This window comes from Methylobacterium sp. M6A4_1b (genome assembly GCF_053345175.1).
Map to the genome: position 1 here is coordinate 1 of NZ_JBKEZQ010000042.1, position 19,530 is coordinate 19,530.

Below are 19,530 nucleotides of genomic sequence, written 5' to 3' on the forward strand. Positions count from 1 at the left end.
TGACCTGACCGGTATTTTGGAGCGAGCCGATTGAGAGGCTACTGCATGGTGGCGGCCATGGGTAGCCGGAAGGCCAGGTCCGGGACGGTGACAGGCGCGGGCGGCCGGTAGCCCAAGGACGAATGCGGGCGAACGCGGTTGTAGGTGTTCTGCCAGATCCCAATCACGGTCTGTGCCTCCTTGAGCGAGTAGAAGATTTCTTGGCGTATGCACTCGTCCTTCAGCTTGCCATTGAAGCTCTCACAATAGCCATTCTCCCACGGCGATCCTGGTGCAATGTACTGGATCTGCTGGCCGGTTTTGGCGACCCATTTCCGCAAAGCCTTCGCGATCATCTCCGGGCCGTTGTCGCAGCGGATGTTCTCCGGGATGCCATGCAGGCACATCGCGTCGGCCAGCGCCTCGATCACACCCAGACTGTTGATGCGCCTCGCGACCTTCAGCGCCAGGCAGGCGCGACTGTGCTCGTCGATCAGCGTCAGGATGCGCAGGCTTCGCCCGTCGTGGGTCTGGCCCTGCACGAAGTCGAAGCTCCAGACGTGATTGCGATGGAGAGGCCGCAGCCGTACGCAGGAGCCATCGTTCAACCACAGCCGGCTTCGCGGCCGATGCTTTTGCGGAACCTTGAGCCCCTCACGACGCCAGATCCGCTGAACCCGGTCTTTCCCTACCTGCCAGCCCGCTGCCTGCAGCAGCGCGGTGACGCGGCGGTAGCCGTAGCGTCCGTGACGAAGACGCCAGGGCGACGATGGCGCGGGTCAGCGCATCCTCGTCAGCCGGTACCGTGGGCACGTAGCGTTGCGTGCCCCGGTGCTGGCCGACGATCCGGCAGGCATGGCGTTCTGAGAGACCATGCTTCTCTCTGATGCCGTCGACCGCCCGCCGGCGTCGCTCCGGGGCTACGAGTTTCCCGCGGCGACGTCCGCCAGCACCTGCTTCTCCAGGGACAAATCAGCCACGAGCCGGCGCAATCGAGCGTTCTCGCGCTCCAGATCCTTCATCCGACGGGCCTGGTCGATCTGCAGGCCGCCGTACTCCTTGCGCCAGCGATAGCAGCTTTGCTCGGAGATCTCCGCCTCCCGGCACGCTATCGCCAAACTCTTACCCTGCGCCGTCTGCACCTCGATCTGGCGCAGCTTCAGCACCACCTGCTCCGCACCCGTCTTCTGACCTCGCTTCATGTCCAGCTCTTTCAGTCCGGGCTGATCCTCTCAATCAGCCCGGTCCAAAGCCAGCCGGTCAGGTCACGGGATCGCTCCCTTAGCGATCTCCGGCAGAGCCTTCATCGCTTCGTGGCGGATATCCTCATAGCCACCGCATTCGTGCCCGATGGCATCTCGCATCGACGTCCCGTCGAAGAAGTCGAAAAATACCGGGCCATACGCCACTCCTGCCTGCCTCTCTCTCGAAGCACAATTCAGACGAGAGCTATGCGGTTCTATCGGGTAGCAGACCGTCCGCGTCGGGCTGGGAAGCCAAGGTCGGATTGCCACCCTTCTCGGACTTCGCTGCATACGGCTGAGCCTGTCAGCATAACGACCGGATATCCAACATACAGACCAGTAGGACAAAAGCCCTATTTTGGTAGAAAATAGCGGTTAGCCGTGAGTGCCACTTACCGATGCAAACAGCTTGAAGCTTGCTAAACAGTGTGATTAGGCGCTGGCCGCCTTTTCAGGCTACACCTTTAGAGTTCTGCAGCTTTTCAGAAAAATATCAAAATGTAATTAACATATTATTCGGCTTCATCAGCGTTTACTTATGTTAACCAGGATCGATCCCTGAAGAAGAGCCTTGTTAGTTCGCAGTGGAACTTCTGAAGGGGATCTTCATATGACGATTGCGACGCCTTCCGCGCTCGGGCTTCCCTCGGCGCGCACCCTCGAATGGCTGGCGGGATCCGACCTGCTGGCCTTTTCGCCCGGAACCTCCACCGATCAGCTCGCGAGCCTCGGTCCGGTCGCGTCGCTCGTCGAGACGTCGATCGGCGGCGACGATCCCGCCGCGGAGGGAACCGCCCTTCCCGCGGCCCTCACCGCGCCGGCCAATCAAGCGGTTCTCGAGACCCACGCCCAGCTGGAGGACACCGGCCATCAGGTAACCGTCCTCAACGGCCCCCTCCATGGGCTGACGAACCTCGGGGAAACCATCGGGCTCGGCCACCTCGGAACCTCTGGCAACCTCGTCACCGACATCGCCTCCGCCACGCAAGGGTCCCAGACCCAAGGGATCCCGGGCGATGCGGCCAACGTCGTAACGGCCGCCGCGAACCTGGCCGAGACCATCCCGGCCGCGGCGAACTCCGGCGGAGGGTTGGTCGGGGACGCAGGTGCCCTGGCACCCCTCACCGAGACCCTGAACCAGGGGGTCCTGTCCCTGCATGCTTCGCTGGAGGAGGTCGGCCACCAGAACCCCGCGCTGAACGGGCCGATCCATGGCCTGACGGGGCTCGGGGAGACGATCGGGCTCGGTCACGTCGGAGCGCCCGGAAACGTCGTCACGGATGTGGCCGGACTGCCCGGATCGATCCTGGCTGGAGGGGGCGTCGCGTCTCTTGCGCCTGTCCTCGGCGATCTCGGCAACGTCACGACCGCCCTCGGGTCACTCGCGAACCAGCTGGCTTCAGCCCCGTCGACGGCGGGCGGTCTCCTGTCCACGACGGGGCCGCTCGCTCCCGTGGCGGGAATCGCCAACGAAGCCGTGCTCGACCTGCATGCGGGCATCGAGGGTGTGGGCCATGACGTTCCGGCTCTGAACGGCACCCTGCACGCGGTCACGAACCTCGGCGAAACCGTTGGGCTCGGCCACCTCGGCGAGACGAGCAACCTCGTCACGGATATCGCCAACCTGCCTGGGGCCGTGCTCTCGGGTGGTGGCGTCGCCGCGCTCGCCCCTGTCCTTCAGGATCTCGGTCACGTCACGGCCGCTCTCGACACCCTTGTCGATCAGGTCGCCGCCGCGCCGGGTACGGGTGGGGGCCTGCTCTCTCCCGCCGGCGCCCTTGCCCCCGTCTCGACGGTGGCGAACACCGCCGTGCTCGACCTGCATGCGGGCATCGAGGGCGTGGGCCATGACGTACCGGCCCTGAACGATGCCGTTCACGCGGTCACAGGCCTCGGCGAAACCGTTGGGCTCGGCCACCTCGGCGAGCCGGGCAGCCTCGTCACGGATGCCGTGAACCTGCCGGGGACCGTCCTGGCCGGCGGTGGTGCGGGTGCGGTCGCCCCTGTCCTCGCCGATGCCGGCGTGGTCCTGGGGTCGACCGGAACCCTGGCTGGAGCGGTCACCGGCGTGGCGGGATCCGGGGACGCCGCAGGCGCCCCGCTCCAGGCAGTCACCGAGGCGCTCGGTCCGGTCGGTCATGCTGCCGACCTGCCCACGCAGGTCGTCGGCGGTGCCACGGGTCTCCTGGGTGGCGGGCCCATCGAGTCGGTTCCGTTGGCCGGCGGCCTCGTCGATGCGCTCGCCTCGTCCGGGGGAGAGGGCAGCCACCCGCTGGTCGATGTCGGCGCCGGCCCCGCGACGCCGACGCCGGTGGTGGATGCCAACGTGCTGTCCGCCCCGGCCGAGGCCGGCCATGCGGTTCAGGTGAGCGCGGTCGGCGTGGGGAGCGCCGTCCCGACCCTGGCATCCGTGAGCCTGCTCTCGGGCGACGGCATCGCCTTCCCGGCCTCCGGAGGCGGCGCGGATGCACTGGTGGGACATGCCATCGCCCTCGCCCCGACGAGCACGCCGGCACACGCCGACGCCGCCCCGGCAATCCACCTCGACCTCGGCGCCGCGGCGCTGGACCTCGGCGGACACGTGGACGGCCACGCCGCCGACGCGCAGCCCCACGCCTCGGCGTCTGGCCTGCACCTGCTCGGGCTCTGAGCGAAGGAACGTCGCCCCGCCTCACGGCGGGGCGACCGTGAAGGACGACGGTCGGATCGGGGTCGGGGAATCATCGCGTGGCGGATGCGAGCATGTCGGCGTCCAAGGGACGGCGCGAGGCCATCGATGCGATCGTGGAGGCGCGCTGGCCCCTGGGCACGGTCATCGGCCTCAGCGGCCTCATCAACCTGCTGATGCTGACCGCCCCCCTGTTCATGCTCCAGGTCTACGACCGGGTGATCCCGAGCCGGAGCGTGGCCACGCTGGCCGGACTGGCCGGCATCGCCGCCATCCTGTTCCTGCTGCAGGGCCTGATGGAGGTGTTCCGGGCCCGGATCCTCGCGCGCTTCGGGAGACTGGTCGACGAACGCCTCGCCGAACGGGCCTTCGGGCAGCTGCTCGCCAGGGGCGTCGATCCGATGCGCGGCGAGGACGGGCCGCAGGCGCTTAGGGACCTCGACACCGTGCGGAGCTTCCTGTCGGGCTCGGCGTTCACCGCCTTCTTCGACCTACCCTGGGTTCCGCTCTACGTCGGCGTCTGCTTCCTGTTCCATCCCTGGATCGGCTTCACCGTCGCCGGCGGAGCGGCCTTCCTGTGCCTGCTCACCCTCGTCACCGACTGGGCGACGCTGGGGCCGTCGCGGGATGCCGTCAGCGCCTCGGCCGAGCGGCGGGTCATGACCGACATGGCCCACCGGACCGCCCCCCTCGTCAGCGCGCTCGGCATGCGCTCGCGCATCACCGACATCTGGCGTGAGCGCCATGTGCGCACCCTCGACGTCGCTGCCCGGGGGGGCGACCTGTCGATCTGGTTCGGCGGCGTCTCGCGCCTCCTGCGGACCGTCCTGCAATCGGGGATCCTGGCGCTCGGCGCCCTGCTTGTCGTCAGGAACGAGGCCACAGCGGGCGTCATGCTCGCCGCGACCATCCTGTCGGCGCGCGCTCTGGCGCCCGTGGACATGGCGATCGCCAATTGGCGCTCTGTGGCCGCAGCCCGTCAGGCCTGGGGCCGGATCGCCGCGTTCCTCCCGTCGTGCGAGCCCGCGCCCGTCACGCCGCTCCCGGCTCCCTGCGGCAGCCTGCGCGTCACGGGCGTATCCCTGGCGATCCCCGGGACCGACAACCTCGTCCTGCACGACGTCAGCTTCGCGCTGGCGCCCGGGACCGCCCTGGGCGTCATCGGCCCGAGCGGATCGGGCAAGTCCACGCTGGCGCGGGCGCTCGTCGGCCTCGCACCGACGAGCCGCGGCGTGATCCGCTTCGACGGGGCGGCGATCGACCAATGGGATCCCGACGCCCTGGGCCGGTCCGCCGGCTACCTGCCCCAGGACGTCGAGCTCCTCGACGGGACCATTGCCCAGAACATCACGCGGTTCGATCCCGAGCCGGATCCCGACGCGCTGCTCGCGGCCGCCCGCGCCGCCGGCGTGCACGAGGTGGTGCTGCGTCTTCCCGGCGGATACGACGCCCGGGTCGGGAGCGGCGGCCTCGGCCTGTCGGGCGGGCAAAGGCAGCGCGTGGGTCTCGCGCGCGCGCTGTACGGCAACCCGTTCCTCGTCGTGCTCGACGAGCCGAATTCGAACCTCGACGTCGAGGGCGAGAGGGCGCTCACGGCGGCGGTCCAGTCGGTCCGAGCCCGGGGCGGGGTGGCGGTGGTCATCGCCCACCGGCCGAGCGCCCTCACGGCCGTCGACAGGATTCTCGTCGTTAACGAGGGGCGCGTGCAGATGGACGGCCCGCGCGATGGGGTACTCGCCCAGCTTGGCGCCATGACGCGCTCCGTTCCCACGAGGGTCGCATGAAGGGTTCCCGTCTCCGTCCGTCCGCCACGCCCGCCACGCGGCGCTCCCTCAAGCGGCACATGCTGGGGGTCCTGGGGATCGTCGGCCTCGCCGGCATGGCGGGCGCCTGGACGGGGGCCACCGAATTGTCGGGCGCCATCATCGCCACCGGGTCGCTGGTGGTCGAATCGAACATTAAGAAGGTCCAGCATCCCACCGGCGGGATCGTGGCCACGCTGAACGTTCAGGAAGGCGCCCGCGTCAAGCCGGGGGATCTCCTGGTCAGGCTCGACGCCACCACGACGCAGGCGAACCTCGACACCGTCACGAAGGGGCTGTGGGAGATGGAGGCGCGGGGCGCCAGGCTGGAGGCGGAGCGCGACGGCCTGCCCGATGTCGCCTTTCCGCCCGACCTCATGCACGGTGGCCCGGCGGTGGCCCGGATCGTCGACGGCGAGCGACGGCTGTTCGTGTTTCGGAGGGAGGCGCTGCTGGGGCAGAAGTCGCAGCTGAAGGAGCGGATCGGTCAGCTGCGGGACGAAATCAGGGGGCTCACCGAGCAATCCGAGGCCAAGGCTCAGGAAGCCGCCATCATCGAGCGGGAATACCAGGGCGTCATAGACCTCTGGAAGAAGAACCTCATCCAGATGAGCCGGGTAACCGGACTGGAACGCGAGATGTCGCGTCTGAAGGGGGAACGTGGGACGCTGGTGGCCAGCATCGCGAGCACCCGAGGCAAGATCTCCGAAACCGAGCTCCAAATCATTCAACTGGAGCAAAACATGCGCAGCGAGGTGGCCAAGGAGCTGGCGGAGATCCGGGCCAAGTCCGCAACGCTGGTGGAGCAGAAGGTCACTGCGCTTGACCAGCTTAAACGCATCGACGTCCGCTCGCCGCAGGCAGGCTTCGTGCACGAGCTGTCCGTCCACACGGTGGGCGGTGTCATCTCGCCGGGCGAGGCCGTCATGCTGATCGTACCCGCCGCCGACATCCTGGTGGCCGACGTCCGGGTGGCGCCCCAGGATATCGACCGCATCCGGGTTGGGCAGGCCGCGGGTGTCCGTTTCCCGAGCTTCGATCAGCGCACCTCGCCGGAGCTCACGGGCACCGTCAGCCGCGTGGCGGCCGACGTGAGCGAGGACAAGCGCACGGGCGCGTCCTTCTACCTCGTCCGGCTCAGCGTGACGAAGGAGGAGATCGCCCGCCTCGACGGGGCGAGGCTGGTGCCCGGCATGCCGGTGGAAGCCTTCATCCGCACCGCCGACCGGACCGTGTTCTCATACCTGACCAAGCCGCTCGTGGATCAGGCACGCCGGGCGTTCCGCGAGAAGTGACGGCGTCGGGCCCGTGACTCCTGATCGCGGGGCGCGCCGGATCGCGCGTGGACTGTCCTGAAAGGCCTGTCGCAAACCGTGACGTAAGCTGTGCGACGGCCTTCCCCAAGCGTGTCGGTCCCCATACCCTGCGCCACTCCTTCGCCACCCACCTCCTGGAGGACGGCGTCGATATCCGCGTCATCCAGGTCCTGCTGGGACACGCCCGGCTCGACACGACGGCGCTCTACGCCAAGGTCGCCACCCGGACGGTGCGGGCCGTGACGATCCCACTCGACAGGCTCGCCCTGTTCCACACGGACGGCCCGGCGCCGGGCTGAGGCGATGCAAGCCGCGATCGAGCTGGCCGACGTCTTCCGCGCCGCCGGTCCGGCCTATCGCGCCGCTGGCGCCGGGCACCGGGACCCGGCCGCGCTCAAGGTGATGGCGGCGGTCGAGCAGTGCCGCACGGCCAGCCTCGGCGGGCATGTCGAGGGCTGCGACGCGTGCGGCCACCTGCGGGTGGCCTACAACTCCTGCCGCAACCGGCATTGCCCACGCTGTCAGGGCGCGGCGGCGCGCGACTGGCTCGCCGAGCGCGAGGCCGACCTTCTCCCGCTCGGCTACTTCCACGTCGTCTTCACCCTGCCCGCCGAGATCGCCGCCATCGCCTTCCAGAACAAGGCCGCCGTCTACGACCTGCTGTTCCGGGCAGCGAGCGCGACCCCGACGCGGATCGCCGCCGACCCGAAGCATCTCGGTGCCCGCATCGGCCTCACCGCCGTGCTCCACACCTGGGGCTCGGCCATGACCCACCATCCCCATCTCCACATGATCGTGCCCGGCGGCGGTCTCTCACCGGACGGGACCCGATGGGTCGCATCGCGCCCGGCCTTCCTCCTGCCGGTGCGGGTGCTGGGCATGCTGTTCCGCCGCCTGTTCCTCGAAGGGCTCGCCGCCCTCAACGAGGCCGGGACGCTCGCCTTCTTCGGCACCCCGGCCCCATTCTCCGACGCCAAGGCCTTCGTCCGCGCGCTCGCCCCGGTGCGCGGTAAGCGCTGGGTCGTCTACGCCAAGCCGCCCTTCGCCGGACCGAAGGTCGTGCTCGCCTATCTGTCGCGCTACACCCACCGCGTCGCCATCTCCAGCTGGCGCATCCTCGCCTTCGACGGGGAAAACGTCAGCTTCCGCGTCAATGACTATCGGCGCGCCGAGGGCGGGCAGGCGCGGGTCATGACCCTGTCCGCCACAGAGTTCATCCGGCGCTTCCTCCTCCATGTCCTGCCGCGCGGCCCGCCGTTCCGCCCCGCGCCGAACCGGGCGTGTACGCCATGACCCGGCATGGCCTGGCACCACCACACATCCGAGGAGGCGCACCTCGGGGCACGCCTTTCCGCGTGCCGAACGCCAGAGTAGTCTTCTCGAACACTGCCGCCCGACCCTGTCGCGTTCCGCCAAACGCCGGAGACCGGGCAATCCAGGAGCGCTCAGGCACCCAGGCGACCGTGTTCACGCGCCTTCCGTCCCTCACTGGGGACCACGGTCTCCCAAAATCCCCATAGCTCTGCGCCCGCCATCCCGCGGGTTCGTTCTTCCACGACTTTCGTACGCCTCGCGGCGCCCGAAACTCTTCAGGAGTTCTTCCGGTCCGCTCACAGGCGGCAAGGCCGAAGAAGCGGACACTCAACTCCTCGCCAAGCGGAGGCATTCCATCTTTCGATCCTGAGCTTAGCTTAGGGGGGCGCTCATCGTGCAGGTAACGCCTTGAGATGCGAACGCGATCTCCACTTTGCCGTCGAGGTCGCGCGCGAGGTTGCGCTCGATCAGGCGTGATCCGAAGCCGCGGCGCTTGGGTGCTGCCACGAGTGGGCCGCCCTTCTCGCTCCAACATAGATCCAGCCTCGGCGTCGGATCGCCGCCGTGTGTCGTCCAAGCGATCTCAACATGCCCGCTCGGGTTCGACAAAGCGCCATATTTGACCGCGTTGGTGGCCAGCTCCTGGAACGCCATGGCGAGAGCCAAGGCCGTCCGTGGCAGGAGCCGCACGTCCGGTCCTTCTACCTGGAAACGGCCACCGCCTTGCGGATCGTAGGGCGCGATCGCCTGCGCGACGATGTCGGAGAGGAAGGCGCCTTCCCAGTTCTCCCGCGTCAGCACATCGTGAGCCCGAGAAAGGGCAAGGAGCCGGGTCTCCAGCGCCTCGCGCGCCTCCTCCGTCGTTGGTGCGTTGCGCAGTGTCTGGGTTGCGATCGACTGTACGGTTGCAAGGGTGTTCTTCACCCGGTGGTTCAGTTCATCGACGAGCAGGCGCTGGTGATCGGTGCTCCGCTTCTCAGCCGCGAGCGCCTTGCGTAGGCGCTGCTCCCCCGAATGAAGTTCGGCGATGCGAGCCCGCGCCTCGTACTGCCGCAGGCGCCCGCGCAGAGCCGTGTGCATCAGGCTGACCAGCGTGATGGGGCGAAACGGGCGTTCCAGGAATGTGAGGTTGCCGAAGACCTCCGATAGCCGTGTCGCTGCCGGATTGCGCTCCGATCCACCACCCCGCGTGGTGAGAAGAACGAAGGGCAGGTCCGACCAGGTCGCCTGGGCAGTGACCCAGTGACGGATTGGGTTCAGATCCGCCGTCAGAACGGCTTCCTCGGTAAGGAGTACGAGCCCAGCTCCCTCCTCCATGGCGGTCAGCAGGTCGTCGAGCCCCCCACAAACCTTATGGCCAAGGCCGACCTCGGTAAGGAGCGTCCCCGCGATGCTCGCATCACGTCCGAACGGAGCTAAAATGAGGACCCGCGCAGAACTCTCGTGGGGTGCTGCATCAGGCCGGCTCGGCATCAAGCCCGCCTTGATCCCTTCCGACCAGGGTTGGGATACCACGCAGCACACCCTGGAACTTCGTCAGCGGCGGTCCGATCCTCAACCCCTGCCCGCTGATCCGGTACTCCCGGATCGTATCCTCATGGCTGCCAGTGCGTTTCTTGATGACCGAGATGGCCCGCCGCACGCGGCCCATGGCTTCGAAGTATCGGAGCAGAATGACGGTGTCGGCCACGTAGGTCACATCCACCGGCGACTTCATGTCCCCGACGAGCCCATGTTGGGCCACCGCGAGGTAGGTCGAGGCACCCTGCCGGTTCAGGTACTGCAGCAGCTCATGGACGTGCAGGATGAGGGCATTCTCCTCCGGCATGGCCGCACGGTATCCGTTAAGGCTGTCGATGATCACGGTCTTCACGTCGTGTTCGTCGATGCAGTTCCGGACCCGATGGCTGAACTCACCCGGCGACAACTCGGCGGCGTCGACCTGCTCGACGAAGAGCTGGCCCGCCTCCTGGAGGGCTGCGAGGTCGATATCCATCAGCTGCATGCGGTCGAACAGCAAGCCGACCTCTTCGTCGAAGACGAACAGGGCCGCGCGCTCACCCCGGGCAATCGCCGCGAGGGCGAACTGGATTGCGAGCAGCGACTTGCCCGTCCCGGCGGGACCCAGGATCAGCGTACTCGACCCCTGTGTGATCCCGCCGCCGAGGAGTGCGTCGAGTTCCGCGAGGCCGCTGGTCTTCGGAGTGCGGTCGAACCTGGTCTTGTGCTCCAGAGCGACCAGGCGAGGGAAGATCGTGACGCCGCCGGACTTGATCAGTAGGTCGTGGTAGCCGCCGCGGAAGCGCTGGCCTCGATACTTCAGAACCCGTACGCGGCGTCGCTCGGCCCCATATTCCGGGGCCTGCTCCTCGAGGCGGATTACGCCGTGTGCGATGCTGTGCACGGTCTTGTCGAGGGCGTCGGCAGTGAGGTCGTCGAGCATCAGCACCGTGGTGCCGTGCTTAGCGAAGAAGTGCTTCAAGGCGAGGATCTGGCGACGGTAGCGCAGGGAGCTACCGGCGAGGAGCCTGATCTCCGACAGACTATCGAGGACGACACGCGCCGGCTTCTCGGCCTCGATGGCCTGGAACACGGCCTTGATGCTCTCGCCGAGTTCGAGGTCGGAGGAGTAGAGCAGGCTCTGCTGCTGATCGACATCGAGCAGGTTCTCGGGGGGCGTCAGCTCGAACACCTTGATATGCTCGTTCAGGCTCCAGCCGTGAGAAGCCGCACCTTCGCGCAACTCCTCCGCCGTCTCCGACAACGTGATGTAGAGCCCCTTCTCGCCGAGACGGGCGCCTTCGAGCAGGAACTGCAGCGAGATCGTGGTCTTGCCGGTGCCAGGGTTTCCCTCCAACAGGTAAAGCCGATCGGTGGCGAGACCTCCTCCGAGGATGTCGTCGAGGCCGTGGACGCCCAAGGCCGCCTTCGGCCGGGCGTCAGGGTGCGTGGCCATGGCAACCGATCTCCGCGCGCAGGGCGTCGGGAAGTGAGAGGGTCGGAATATCTCGGAGAACGTCAGCCATGCCCTGCTCTGCGCGCCAGAGATCGTGCCGCTGCTGAAGCGACAGCCAGAACTCGGGCTGCGTGTCGGACAGCCGGCCAAGCTTCAGAGCCATCTCGGGGGTCACGGAAGCTGTGCCGGCCATGATGGTGTGCAACAGCTGACGCGAGACGCGCAGCTTAAGAGCCGCATCGCTCACCGAGAGGCCGAGGCTGGGCAGAATACGATCGCGCAGAATGCCCCCTGGGTGGATCGGTACGGATCGCGAGGGCATGGCGCGCTTTCGCTGACTGTCGCCCCATCCGTAAAGAGATGCTTGACGGAGGCAAGGCGATTTCAGCAGACGAAGGCTCGCCGTGCGAAATCGTACTACCGGAACAGCTATACCCAATCTGTAGAGGCGATGGACTGGCGACGGCTAGATCCGTCCTCATACCTTGGACCTAGACGACGGTGTCTTACCTTGAGCGTGCGTCGTGGCCTCCAGTGAACACGGTTTCACTAGAACAGTCTGATGGCTGCAACGAGCGGATTTCAATCTGCTCACTTCCGAACGGTGGATGCATCGAAGCGGACGTCGCCGCTGCGCCCGCTCACAGCGCGTTGCAGTAGACTGGAAGGTCTGCTTCGACACTACGCGTCACCTGCCTGCAAGCGACCAAGCTCCTGGAGCACCTTGCGAACTTCGAACGGCTTTTCCAGCCGCTGGATGGTAGCGTAGTGATCTGGGAGCGACGCTTGATCTTAGCCGGTGGTAAAGAGGAACGGCACGCCGCGGGCGAGAAGGGCCTCCGCGACCGGGTAGGCCATCTCGCCGCCGAGATTGACGTCGACCGTCGCGACGTCCGGCGCCGGGCCGCTCTCGAGCAGGTCGAGCGCTGCTCTCACCGATGGTGCCGGACCGAGGACCGTCGCCCCTGCCTCCTCCAAGGCCTGGTCCAGCTCGTCAGCGAGAAAGTACTCGTCCTCGACGACCAGCACCCGTCGCCCGCTCAGGTGTCCCTCAGGCATCGACCTTCTCCCGTGCCGCCTGCCGCTCCGAAACCGGCACGGCGATCGTGCAGTGGACGCCGTCCGCTTCCATCACAAAGGTTGTCTTTGCCCCGAGCTGATAGGGCAGCGCTCGCTCGATCAGGTCACGGCCCGACCCACTACCCCGAGGCGGCGCACTCTCGGCTGGCATCGCGACCCCGCTCTCGCGCCAGTCCACGAACAGCCAGGGTCGGTCGTCCGCGGCCGGGCGCTCCATACGCCACGAGACGGCGAGATGTCCCGGCGGTTGGCCGAGTGCTCCGTACTTCAGCGCATTGGTCATCAGCTCATGGATCGCCAACGCAAAGGTCTGGACCGTCGACGAGCGTAGCGCGATGCCGGTGGGTCCGCTCAGCGTGACCCTTTCCGTCCCGCCATTGAGGACGGCAAGCTCCGAGCGGATCAGGTCGTCAAAGCTGACGCGATCCCATTCCTCCAGGCGAGAGAGCAGACCTTGCACGCGGGCGAGCGCGGCCAGACGGTCGCCGAAGCGGGCTCGGTAGTCCGGCAGGTCGGCGCTGCCCCGAGCTGTCTTCTCCGACATACTGCGCACCACGCCCATGAGATTGCGGGTGCGGTGCTGCAACTCGCCCACGAGCACGTTCATGCGCTCTGCCGTGCTCTTCTCCTGGGTCACGTCCTGGCCGATGCCTCCGATCCGTTGCACTTGGCCGGACGCGTCGAAGAGCGGGAAGTCGGTGTCGCGAAGCCAACGCACCTCTCCATCGGACGGGCGGCGGATGCGATACTCGAAGGCGACGCGCTTACCGGCACGAACCCGTTCGATCTGCTCGATTACGCCCGCTCGATCCTCCGGCAGGATTATGTCTGTCCAGTTGCGGAAGTCGTCGCCTTGCAGCGCCGCCTCGCGGCTGATGCCGTAGACCGTCTCGAAGGCCGGCGTCAGGTAGGTCCACCTGAAGGTCCCGGCATCGCGAACCCAGAGCACGTCCTGTGACGCCTCACCGAACTCCCGCAGCCGCGCCTCGCTCTCGCGCAGGGCACGCTCACTGTGCCGACGCTCGATCAGATCGGCTGCCTGTCGCGCCAGCAGATCGAGAAAGCGCATCTCCCGATCGTTCGGGCGGTGCCTCGACTGACGCCAATGCGCATTGAGCATCCCGAGCGGCGCGCCCGAGCGCGACACCAGTGGATTGGCGACGGCCGATTGGATGCCCTCGCCGGTGAGCAGCTGACAGCCCAGGTCTTCGAACTCGTCGGGAAAATCGACAAAGGCGCGCTCACCCGTCTTCAGGGCTATCCCGCAAGCAGTCTGGCTGCTCGCGTCGACACGGTGGAAGTAGTCGGTGATCGTGCGGGAGAACCCCTGACTGGCGATCAGCACTAGCGTCTTCGTGGCCGGATCGTAGATCTGGACGGTCCCAGCGTCCGCTCGCGTGATCGCGACGGTGGCGGACAGGACCTCATCGTAGATCGCCTGGAAGCTCACTTCCGGCACCAGCCGTTCCGAGAGGCTCCGTAGCCGTTCCGCGTTGGCGAGGTCAGCGGCGAGCGCTTGTTCGCTGTCGCGCAGCGCGGCCTCGGCTCGACCGCGCTCGACCGCAGCCCAGGTGCGCTCAGCGGTTTCGGCGAGAAGTGACGCCTCGCTTGCGGACCAATCCCGGATTTTCGTATCGCCGATCAGCATTGATGCGATCAAGCGGCCCTCCTTGACCAAGGGAGCCACCATCATCGACCGGAAGCCCAAACCCACGAAGTTCTGACGGGTGTGCACGGGCAGCTCTTCGTAGCCGGCGTAGTCGCGAACCGTGCGCAGGGTGCCGTCAGCCAGGAGCTGGAGGAACTCGGGCGCATCGGACACGTCGTGCGCGCCAGCGAGCGATGGAAGTCCTTCGCTTGCGCTGTCGCGGAGCACCAGACCGATCTTTTTGTCGAGATCCCAATCAACGTAGTAGCACCAACCCGCGTCCAGCTGTTCTCGGAGCAGGCGAGTGGTTTCGCCTTGTATGTCGGCGGGACCCGCGAGCGCTCGCACGGCGTCGGAAAGCGTCAGCAGGAATGCCTGCCGTTCCTCGCTCGCGCGCAGCCGTTGATCTGCCAAATGCTGGTCGGTGACGTCGAAGCTCACGCCGTTGACGATCCACGGCCGCTCCACCTCGGCCTGGCCCCGCCATCGCACCCAGCGGCCGGTGGTCGGTCCATTTACGACCGCGAGCTGACCATCGAACGCCTCGCTTGCCGCGATGGCCCGCGTGACCATTTCGGCCATCTCGGCCTGCCCCTGCGGGGTCATGCGGTCCGCGAAGTCTGCGAGCCCCCGAGGTTCGTTCGAGCGCGGGAAGCCCCAGAGATTGAGGAACGCGGCGTCGCCCCAGATGAGCTTGTCGCGCAGGTCCCAGCGCCACGTTCCCATGCGAGCGCCTGTGATCGCGATGCGGCGAAGCTCCTCGCTCTCACGCAGCGCTACCTCGGCGTGTTTGCGAGCGTCGATGTTGATGTTCAGTCCCGCCCACTTCTCGATATTTCCTTGCGTATCGAGCACAGGGGCAGCGAGGACGTTGGTCCAGCGCCAGCCACCGTCCGACGCACGAAGGCGGTACTCGCCGTCGACGGGCACACGAGCCGCGAGCGCTTCTCGCCATTGCCGCTCGGCATAGGCACGGTCATCAGGATGGATCGCATTAAGCCAGCCATAGCCGAGCCACTCTTCCAGGGTCTGACCCGTGTAGGCACGCCAACTCGGGCTGTCGGTGACGACCATGCCGTTGGCATCCGTCTCCCACACCGCCTGCGCCCAGCTTTGGGTCAGGAGGCGATGCCGCGCCTCACTCTCTGCGAGACGACGTTCGAGGTTGGCGATGGTGGTGCGGTCATCCATAGCGCCATTGAACCCGGAGCGAATATCAGGTGCAAACTAAAGTCTGCTTTCGGTCGCGCCGGCGCTGGCCGCTTTCCACCCCGAGCCGAAGTCGCCCGCCCGCGAACGAATCGCCTCTTTGAAGGAGCACCATCGGCTCTGCGCACGGCTGGCAGGGATCGATCTACTGCAACGGTGCTGAGAGAGCTCTAATATTCGCACAATGGTCAAGTATCGCAGATCGACGAGACGGATCAGCGTTCGCGTGTGAAATGTGCTTCTCGCATGCAAAAAGATGATCTAAGTGGATTTTGTTATATACGAATGTTTGTACCGTCGCCCCGTTCATCACGGGGGGCCGCATGCCGCAGCATTTGATCCGCAAGCTGGAGCAGTTCACCAGGCTGTCGGGCAGTGACAAGCAGGCGCTGGACAACGCGGCCAGCAAGCAGTGCCGGTTCGGTCCGCGCAGCGACATCATCGTTGAGGGTGATAACCCGTACTACGTCAACCTGATCCTGGAAGGCTGGGCCTGCCGCTACAAGCAGCTCGGCGACGGCCGGCGCCAGATCATCTCGCTCTTCGTGCCGGGCGATCTGTGCGACGAGCACGTCTACATCCTGCGGGAGATGGATCACAGCATCGCGTCGCTCTCGCCGGTCAAGCTCGCACAGGTCCCGCGCGCCATGCTCGAGGGGCTGACCGAGACGCATCCGCGGATCGCCAAGGCCCTATGGTGGAACACGCTGGTCACGGCGGCGATCCAGCGCGAATGGACGGTCAGCCTGGGGCAGCGCTCGGCCTTGGAGAGGCTGGGTCATCTCCTCTGCGAGCTGTTCTGGCGCCTGCGCGGCGTCGGTCTGACGGAGGGGAACGCCTGCGTCCTGCCGATGACGCAGCTGGATCTCAGTGAGTGTCTCGGCCTCTCGAACGTGCACACCAACCGCTCACTCCAAGCACTGCGCAAGGCCGGGCTCGTCGTGCTCAAGGGAAAAGACCTCACCATTCCCGACCTGGAAGCCCTGCAGGTGGCCTCTCTGTTCAATCCGAACTACCTGCACGTCGATCACGAGGGCTGCTCGTTCGACACCAACGAAACGACGTCGCACTGAACCAGTTTTGACCCACGCGTTCAGGAGGCTGTGCCATGACGAACCCTGATCCGACCGATCCAGTGTCGCAGGCCGCGTTGGTCGCCGCGTTGAAGCACCGGGTGCGCAATACCCTGGCCACGACCCGGATGATCGCCCAGCGTTCGGCCGAACTCAGTGACAACCTGGAGGACTACGCGGCCCATCTCGACGGGCGGCTCGCCGCGCTCGCTCGGGTACAAGCGATCATCCTATCCGATCCGAGGGCAGGCGTTGACCTAGGCCGCCTCGTCACGGACGAACTGACCGCCGTGCTTGCCTACCAGGAAGGACGCGCCCTCGTCGAAGGGCCGGAGGTGACGCTGCATCTGCGGGCGGCCGAACCGATCGCGCTGGCGCTGCATGAACTTGCGACGAACGCGATCAAGTACGGTGCCCTGAGCCTACCGTCGGGGCGCATCAGCGTGGCGTGGCGGATCGAGGACGGGAAACCTGCGCCGCACCTCGTCTTCGACTGGGTCGAGCACGGCATGCGCCTGCACGGGCTCGCGCGGCATCACCGGGGCTTTGGAATGCTGGTGCTGGAGGAGATGCTGGCCCACACCCTGCAGGCGCAAGGCAGCCTCGCCTTCGAACCTGAGGGGGCCCACTATTGCCTGTTGCTGCCACTTACCGAGCGCGCTCTTCACGAAGGATGAAGCGCTGCTCTCTATCGGAGTGCTTTCTCCAGACCCGTGAATGTCCGCTTCAAGGAGACCTGTTTGCTGGCTTCAACGGCGTGATTGGGTCGCGATACGTCCGTCCGCCCCTCGGCAGCCTTCGAGTGGTGAGCGTCCGATTTACTTTTGTGCTCGAAGTAGCAGAATCCGGACATGAATGGATGCGCCGTATTGGTGCCGATCCATGCAAAAAGCTCAAATTTCATCACTTGCTTGAATCTGATTGTCAAACAGCGTTGAACGTTGACCCTGGATCGGCGTCGAACTTTGACCCCCCGGATGGGTATAGCGGGACGCCCCTGATCAGCCCGGCGAAGCGGGTCGGGGTGGCGCAGCCGGGCTGATCAGGGATCCAGCAGGCGCGACGTGTGCCGGCCTCAGGCGCGGTTCTTGAAGCGCCAGCTCTCGTTGCCGGTCTCGACGATCTCGCAGTGGTGGGTGAGCCGGTCGAGCAGCGCCGTGGTCATCTTGGCATCGCCGGCGAACACGCTCGGCCATTCCCCGAAGGCGAGATTGGTGGTGACCACGATCGAGGTGGTCTCGTAGAGCTTGCTGATCAGGTGGAACAGGAGCTGGCCGCCCGACTGCGCGAACGGCAGGTAGCCGAGTTCGTCGAGCACCACGATGTCGAGCCGGGCGAGATGGTCGGCGATGCGGCCCTGGCGGCCGGCACGTGCCTCGGCTTCGAGCCGGTTGACGAGGTCGACGACGTTGTAGAACCGGCCCCGCGCCCCGTCTCGGATGCAGGCTCGCGCGATGGCGATGGCGAGGTGGGTCTTGCCGGTCCCGGTCCCGCCGACGAGTACGACGTTGCGCTGGTGAGCCAGGAACTCGCCGCCGGAGAGCGCGCGTACCAAACCCTCGTTAATCGGGGTGCCGTCGAAGGCGAACTCGGTGATGTCCTTGGCCAGGGGCAGCTTGGCGATCGTCATCTGGTAGCGGATCGAGCGTGCCTGCTTCTCGGAGATCTCGGCCTGGAGCAGGTCGCCGACGATCTGCTGCGGCTCGTGGGTGCGCTTGAGCGCGACCTTGATGATCTCGTCGTAGGCCGCCTTCATGCCGAAGAGCTTCAGCTCGCCCATGGTGGCGAGGATGTTCTGGCGTTCCATCATGGGGGGCTCCTCAGGGTATCGTAGCGGGCGCAATCCGCGACCGGCTCGTGGCGCAGCCGCAGGCTCTCGGGGGTCAGGATGGTGACGGGCGCGGTCGGCTCGCGCTGCCGGGCGAGGATGTTGAGGACGACGTCGGCCGAGTGGACGCCCTCGCGCAGCGCCTCGGCACACGCCGCCTCGACGGCCGGCAAGCCGTCGCCGAGCACGGCGGTGAGGATCTCCACCATCTGCCGGTTCCCTCCGGCACTGCCGGCGAGCTTGCGTCGGACCCGGTCAAGGGCGGGAGGCAGGACCCAGTCCTTGAACGGTGCGCCGTTGCGGAGCGCGCCGGGCTTGCGGGCCAGCACGGGGACATAGTGCCAGGGATCGAACACGGTCTGATCCCGCCCGAAGGCGCGCTCGTGCTCGGCAACAACGCGCCCGTCCTGCCGGATCTCGACGCGCTCGGCGTAGGCCCGCACCTCGATCGGGCGGCCGATGGCGGAGGCCATGACCGAGTAGCGATTGTTGTCGAAGCGCACGAGGCAGGTCGTGGACACCGAAGCGGTGACGGCGTGGAAGCCGTCGAAGCGACCGGCATAGGGAACGAGGGCTGCTCGCTCGGCCTCGAACCGCTCCCAGACGGTGCGCTCGCGCTCCTCGGGATGGGGATGGGCCTTGGCGTAGGCGATCACCCCATCGAGCAGGAGCGCGTTCAGCTCCTCGTAACTCTTCACTCGGACACGCGGGGTGAAGAAGCGCTCGCGCACCAGCCCAACCTGGTTCTCGACCTGCCCCTTCTCCCAGCCCGAGGCCGGGGTGCAGGCGACCGGATCGACGAGGTAGTGCGAGCACATCTGCAGGAAGCGACGGTTGTAGGCGCGCTCGCGCCCGACGAAGATCGTCTCCACCGCGGTCTTCATGTTGTCGTAGATGCCGCGCTGGCAGGTGCCTTGGAAGAACGCGAACGCCCGGTCGTGAGCGTCGAACACCATCTCCTGGCTCTCGCGCGGATAGGCCCGCACGAACAGCATGCGCGAGTGGCAGAGCCGGACGTGGGCGACCTTGACCGTGACGGTCGTGCCGCCGATCAGCACGATCTCGTGGCTCCAGTCGAACTGGTAGGCCTCGCCCGGGGCGAAGATGAGCGGCACGAAGGCCTGGGCCGTCACCGAGGCGCGCTCACGCTTCCAGGTTTTGGCATAGCGCCGAACGGCATCGTAGCCGCCCTCGTAGCCGAGCCCGCGCAGCGCTTCGTAGATCCGGATCAGCGTCAGCCGCTCGCGGGCGGACTTGCCGGCGTTGGTGGTCAGCATCCGATTGAGATCGTCGCGCCACGGCCCGAGCTTGGGCAACGGCTGCACTTCGCGCTCGTAGGCGAAGGCGGTGGCCCCCGACCGGATGACCTTCCGGACCGTGTTGCGGGAGACGTGCAGGTCGCGGACGATGTCC

Annotated in this window: 12 protein-coding genes and 4 pseudogenes; 7 read left to right on the top strand and 9 right to left on the bottom strand. The window is 66.7% G+C overall.

Features of this window, described 5'->3' with window-relative positions:
* Positions 1-38 precede the first annotated feature (38 nt).
* Positions 39-1,181, bottom strand: a pseudogene (locus ACLBWX_RS21710) (IS3 family transposase).
* Between the two features lie 63 nt (positions 1,182-1,244).
* A complete protein-coding gene (locus ACLBWX_RS21715) occupies positions 1,245-1,514 on the bottom strand; it encodes a DUF6894 family protein (RefSeq protein WP_447679036.1) in 270 nt (89 codons plus the stop codon).
* Positions 1,515-1,833: 319 nt separating this feature from the next.
* Between ACLBWX_RS21715 and ACLBWX_RS21720 the strand changes: the two genes are divergently transcribed.
* From ACLBWX_RS21720 to ACLBWX_RS21740, 5 genes and pseudogenes are all read left to right on the top strand, one after another.
* Positions 1,834-3,873, top strand: coding sequence for a hypothetical protein (locus ACLBWX_RS21720; protein ID WP_447679037.1), 2,040 nt, complete (start codon positions 1,834-1,836; stop codon positions 3,871-3,873).
* Between the two features lie 92 nt (positions 3,874-3,965).
* Positions 3,966-5,675 (top strand): type I secretion system permease/ATPase, encoded by a 1,710-nt coding sequence (locus ACLBWX_RS21725; protein ID WP_447679038.1) that lies wholly within the window; start codon positions 3,966-3,968, stop codon positions 5,673-5,675.
* Positions 5,672-6,988, top strand: coding sequence for an HlyD family type I secretion periplasmic adaptor subunit (locus ACLBWX_RS21730; protein WP_447679039.1), 1,317 nt, complete (start codon positions 5,672-5,674; stop codon positions 6,986-6,988). The genes ACLBWX_RS21725 and ACLBWX_RS21730 overlap by 4 nt, the downstream gene beginning before the upstream one ends.
* 92 nt (positions 6,989-7,080) lie before the next feature.
* Positions 7,081-7,308, top strand: a pseudogene (locus ACLBWX_RS21735) (tyrosine-type recombinase/integrase); the annotation flags it as partial.
* Positions 7,309-7,312: 4 nt separating this feature from the next.
* Positions 7,313-8,260: pseudogene (locus ACLBWX_RS21740) on the top strand (IS91 family transposase); the annotation flags it as partial.
* Positions 8,261-8,695: 435 nt separating this feature from the next.
* On the opposite strand, the gene ACLBWX_RS21745 reads toward ACLBWX_RS21740, so the two are convergent.
* The 5 genes from ACLBWX_RS21745 to ACLBWX_RS21765 form a co-directional block, all read right to left on the bottom strand.
* Entirely contained in the window at positions 8,696-9,838 is a 1,143-nt protein-coding gene (locus ACLBWX_RS21745) for a sensor histidine kinase (RefSeq protein WP_447679040.1), read from the bottom strand.
* On the bottom strand, positions 9,780-11,279 hold the full coding sequence (locus tag ACLBWX_RS21750; RefSeq protein WP_447679041.1) for an ATPase domain-containing protein: 1,500 nt from the start codon (positions 11,277-11,279) through the stop codon (positions 9,780-9,782). Before ACLBWX_RS21750 ends, ACLBWX_RS21745 begins: the two co-directional genes overlap by 59 nt.
* The gene (locus ACLBWX_RS21755) at positions 11,263-11,601 is read right to left on the bottom strand and encodes a HigA family addiction module antitoxin (protein ID WP_447679042.1); all 339 of its coding nucleotides are present in this window, start codon (positions 11,599-11,601) and stop codon (positions 11,263-11,265) included. Before ACLBWX_RS21755 ends, ACLBWX_RS21750 begins: the two co-directional genes overlap by 17 nt.
* Before the next feature lie 470 nt (positions 11,602-12,071).
* On the bottom strand, positions 12,072-12,338 hold the full coding sequence (locus ACLBWX_RS21760; RefSeq protein ID WP_447679043.1) for a response regulator: 267 nt from the start codon (positions 12,336-12,338) through the stop codon (positions 12,072-12,074).
* Complete coding sequence (locus tag ACLBWX_RS21765; protein ID WP_447679044.1) at positions 12,331-15,198, bottom strand: PAS domain-containing protein; 2,868 nt, start codon at positions 15,196-15,198, stop codon at positions 12,331-12,333. Before ACLBWX_RS21765 ends, ACLBWX_RS21760 begins: the two co-directional genes overlap by 8 nt.
* Before the next feature lie 341 nt (positions 15,199-15,539).
* Between ACLBWX_RS21765 and ACLBWX_RS21770 the strand changes: the two genes are divergently transcribed.
* The gene (locus ACLBWX_RS21770; protein WP_447679045.1) at positions 15,540-16,289 is read left to right on the top strand and encodes a Crp/Fnr family transcriptional regulator; all 750 of its coding nucleotides are present in this window, start codon (positions 15,540-15,542) and stop codon (positions 16,287-16,289) included.
* A gap of 35 nt (positions 16,290-16,324) precedes the next feature.
* Positions 16,325-16,966 (top strand): HWE histidine kinase domain-containing protein, encoded by a 642-nt coding sequence (locus ACLBWX_RS21775; RefSeq protein ID WP_447679046.1) that lies wholly within the window; start codon positions 16,325-16,327, stop codon positions 16,964-16,966.
* A gap of 398 nt (positions 16,967-17,364) precedes the next feature.
* Here the strand turns inward: ACLBWX_RS21775 and istB are convergent, their stop codons facing one another.
* On the bottom strand, positions 17,365-18,099 hold the full coding sequence (gene istB, locus ACLBWX_RS21780) for an IS21-like element helper ATPase IstB (protein ID WP_447677267.1): 735 nt from the start codon (positions 18,097-18,099) through the stop codon (positions 17,365-17,367).
* Positions 18,100-18,107: 8 nt separating this feature from the next.
* A pseudogene (gene istA / locus ACLBWX_RS21785) lies at positions 18,108-19,530 on the bottom strand (IS21 family transposase); the annotation flags it as partial.

Coding starts and splice junctions, on each gene's coding strand:
- ACLBWX_RS21715 (WP_447679036.1), bottom strand. CDS start 1,514: ATGCAGCGAAGTCCGAGAAGGGTGGCAATCCGACCTTGGCTTCCCAGC.
- ACLBWX_RS21720 (WP_447679037.1), top strand. CDS start 1,834: ATGACGATTGCGACGCCTTCCGCGCTCGGGCTTCCCTCGGCGCGCACC.
- ACLBWX_RS21725 (WP_447679038.1), top strand. CDS start 3,966: ATGTCGGCGTCCAAGGGACGGCGCGAGGCCATCGATGCGATCGTGGAG.
- ACLBWX_RS21730 (WP_447679039.1), top strand. CDS start 5,672: ATGAAGGGTTCCCGTCTCCGTCCGTCCGCCACGCCCGCCACGCGGCGC.
- ACLBWX_RS21750 (WP_447679041.1), bottom strand. CDS start 11,279: ATGGCCACGCACCCTGACGCCCGGCCGAAGGCGGCCTTGGGCGTCCAC.
- ACLBWX_RS21755 (WP_447679042.1), bottom strand. CDS start 11,601: ATGCCCTCGCGATCCGTACCGATCCACCCAGGGGGCATTCTGCGCGAT.
- ACLBWX_RS21760 (WP_447679043.1), bottom strand. CDS start 12,338: ATGCCTGAGGGACACCTGAGCGGGCGACGGGTGCTGGTCGTCGAGGAC.
- ACLBWX_RS21765 (WP_447679044.1), bottom strand. CDS start 15,198: ATGGATGACCGCACCACCATCGCCAACCTCGAACGTCGTCTCGCAGAG.
- ACLBWX_RS21770 (WP_447679045.1), top strand. CDS start 15,540: ATGCCGCAGCATTTGATCCGCAAGCTGGAGCAGTTCACCAGGCTGTCG.
- ACLBWX_RS21775 (WP_447679046.1), top strand. CDS start 16,325: ATGACGAACCCTGATCCGACCGATCCAGTGTCGCAGGCCGCGTTGGTC.
- istB (WP_447677267.1), bottom strand. CDS start 18,099: ATGATGGAACGCCAGAACATCCTCGCCACCATGGGCGAGCTGAAGCTC.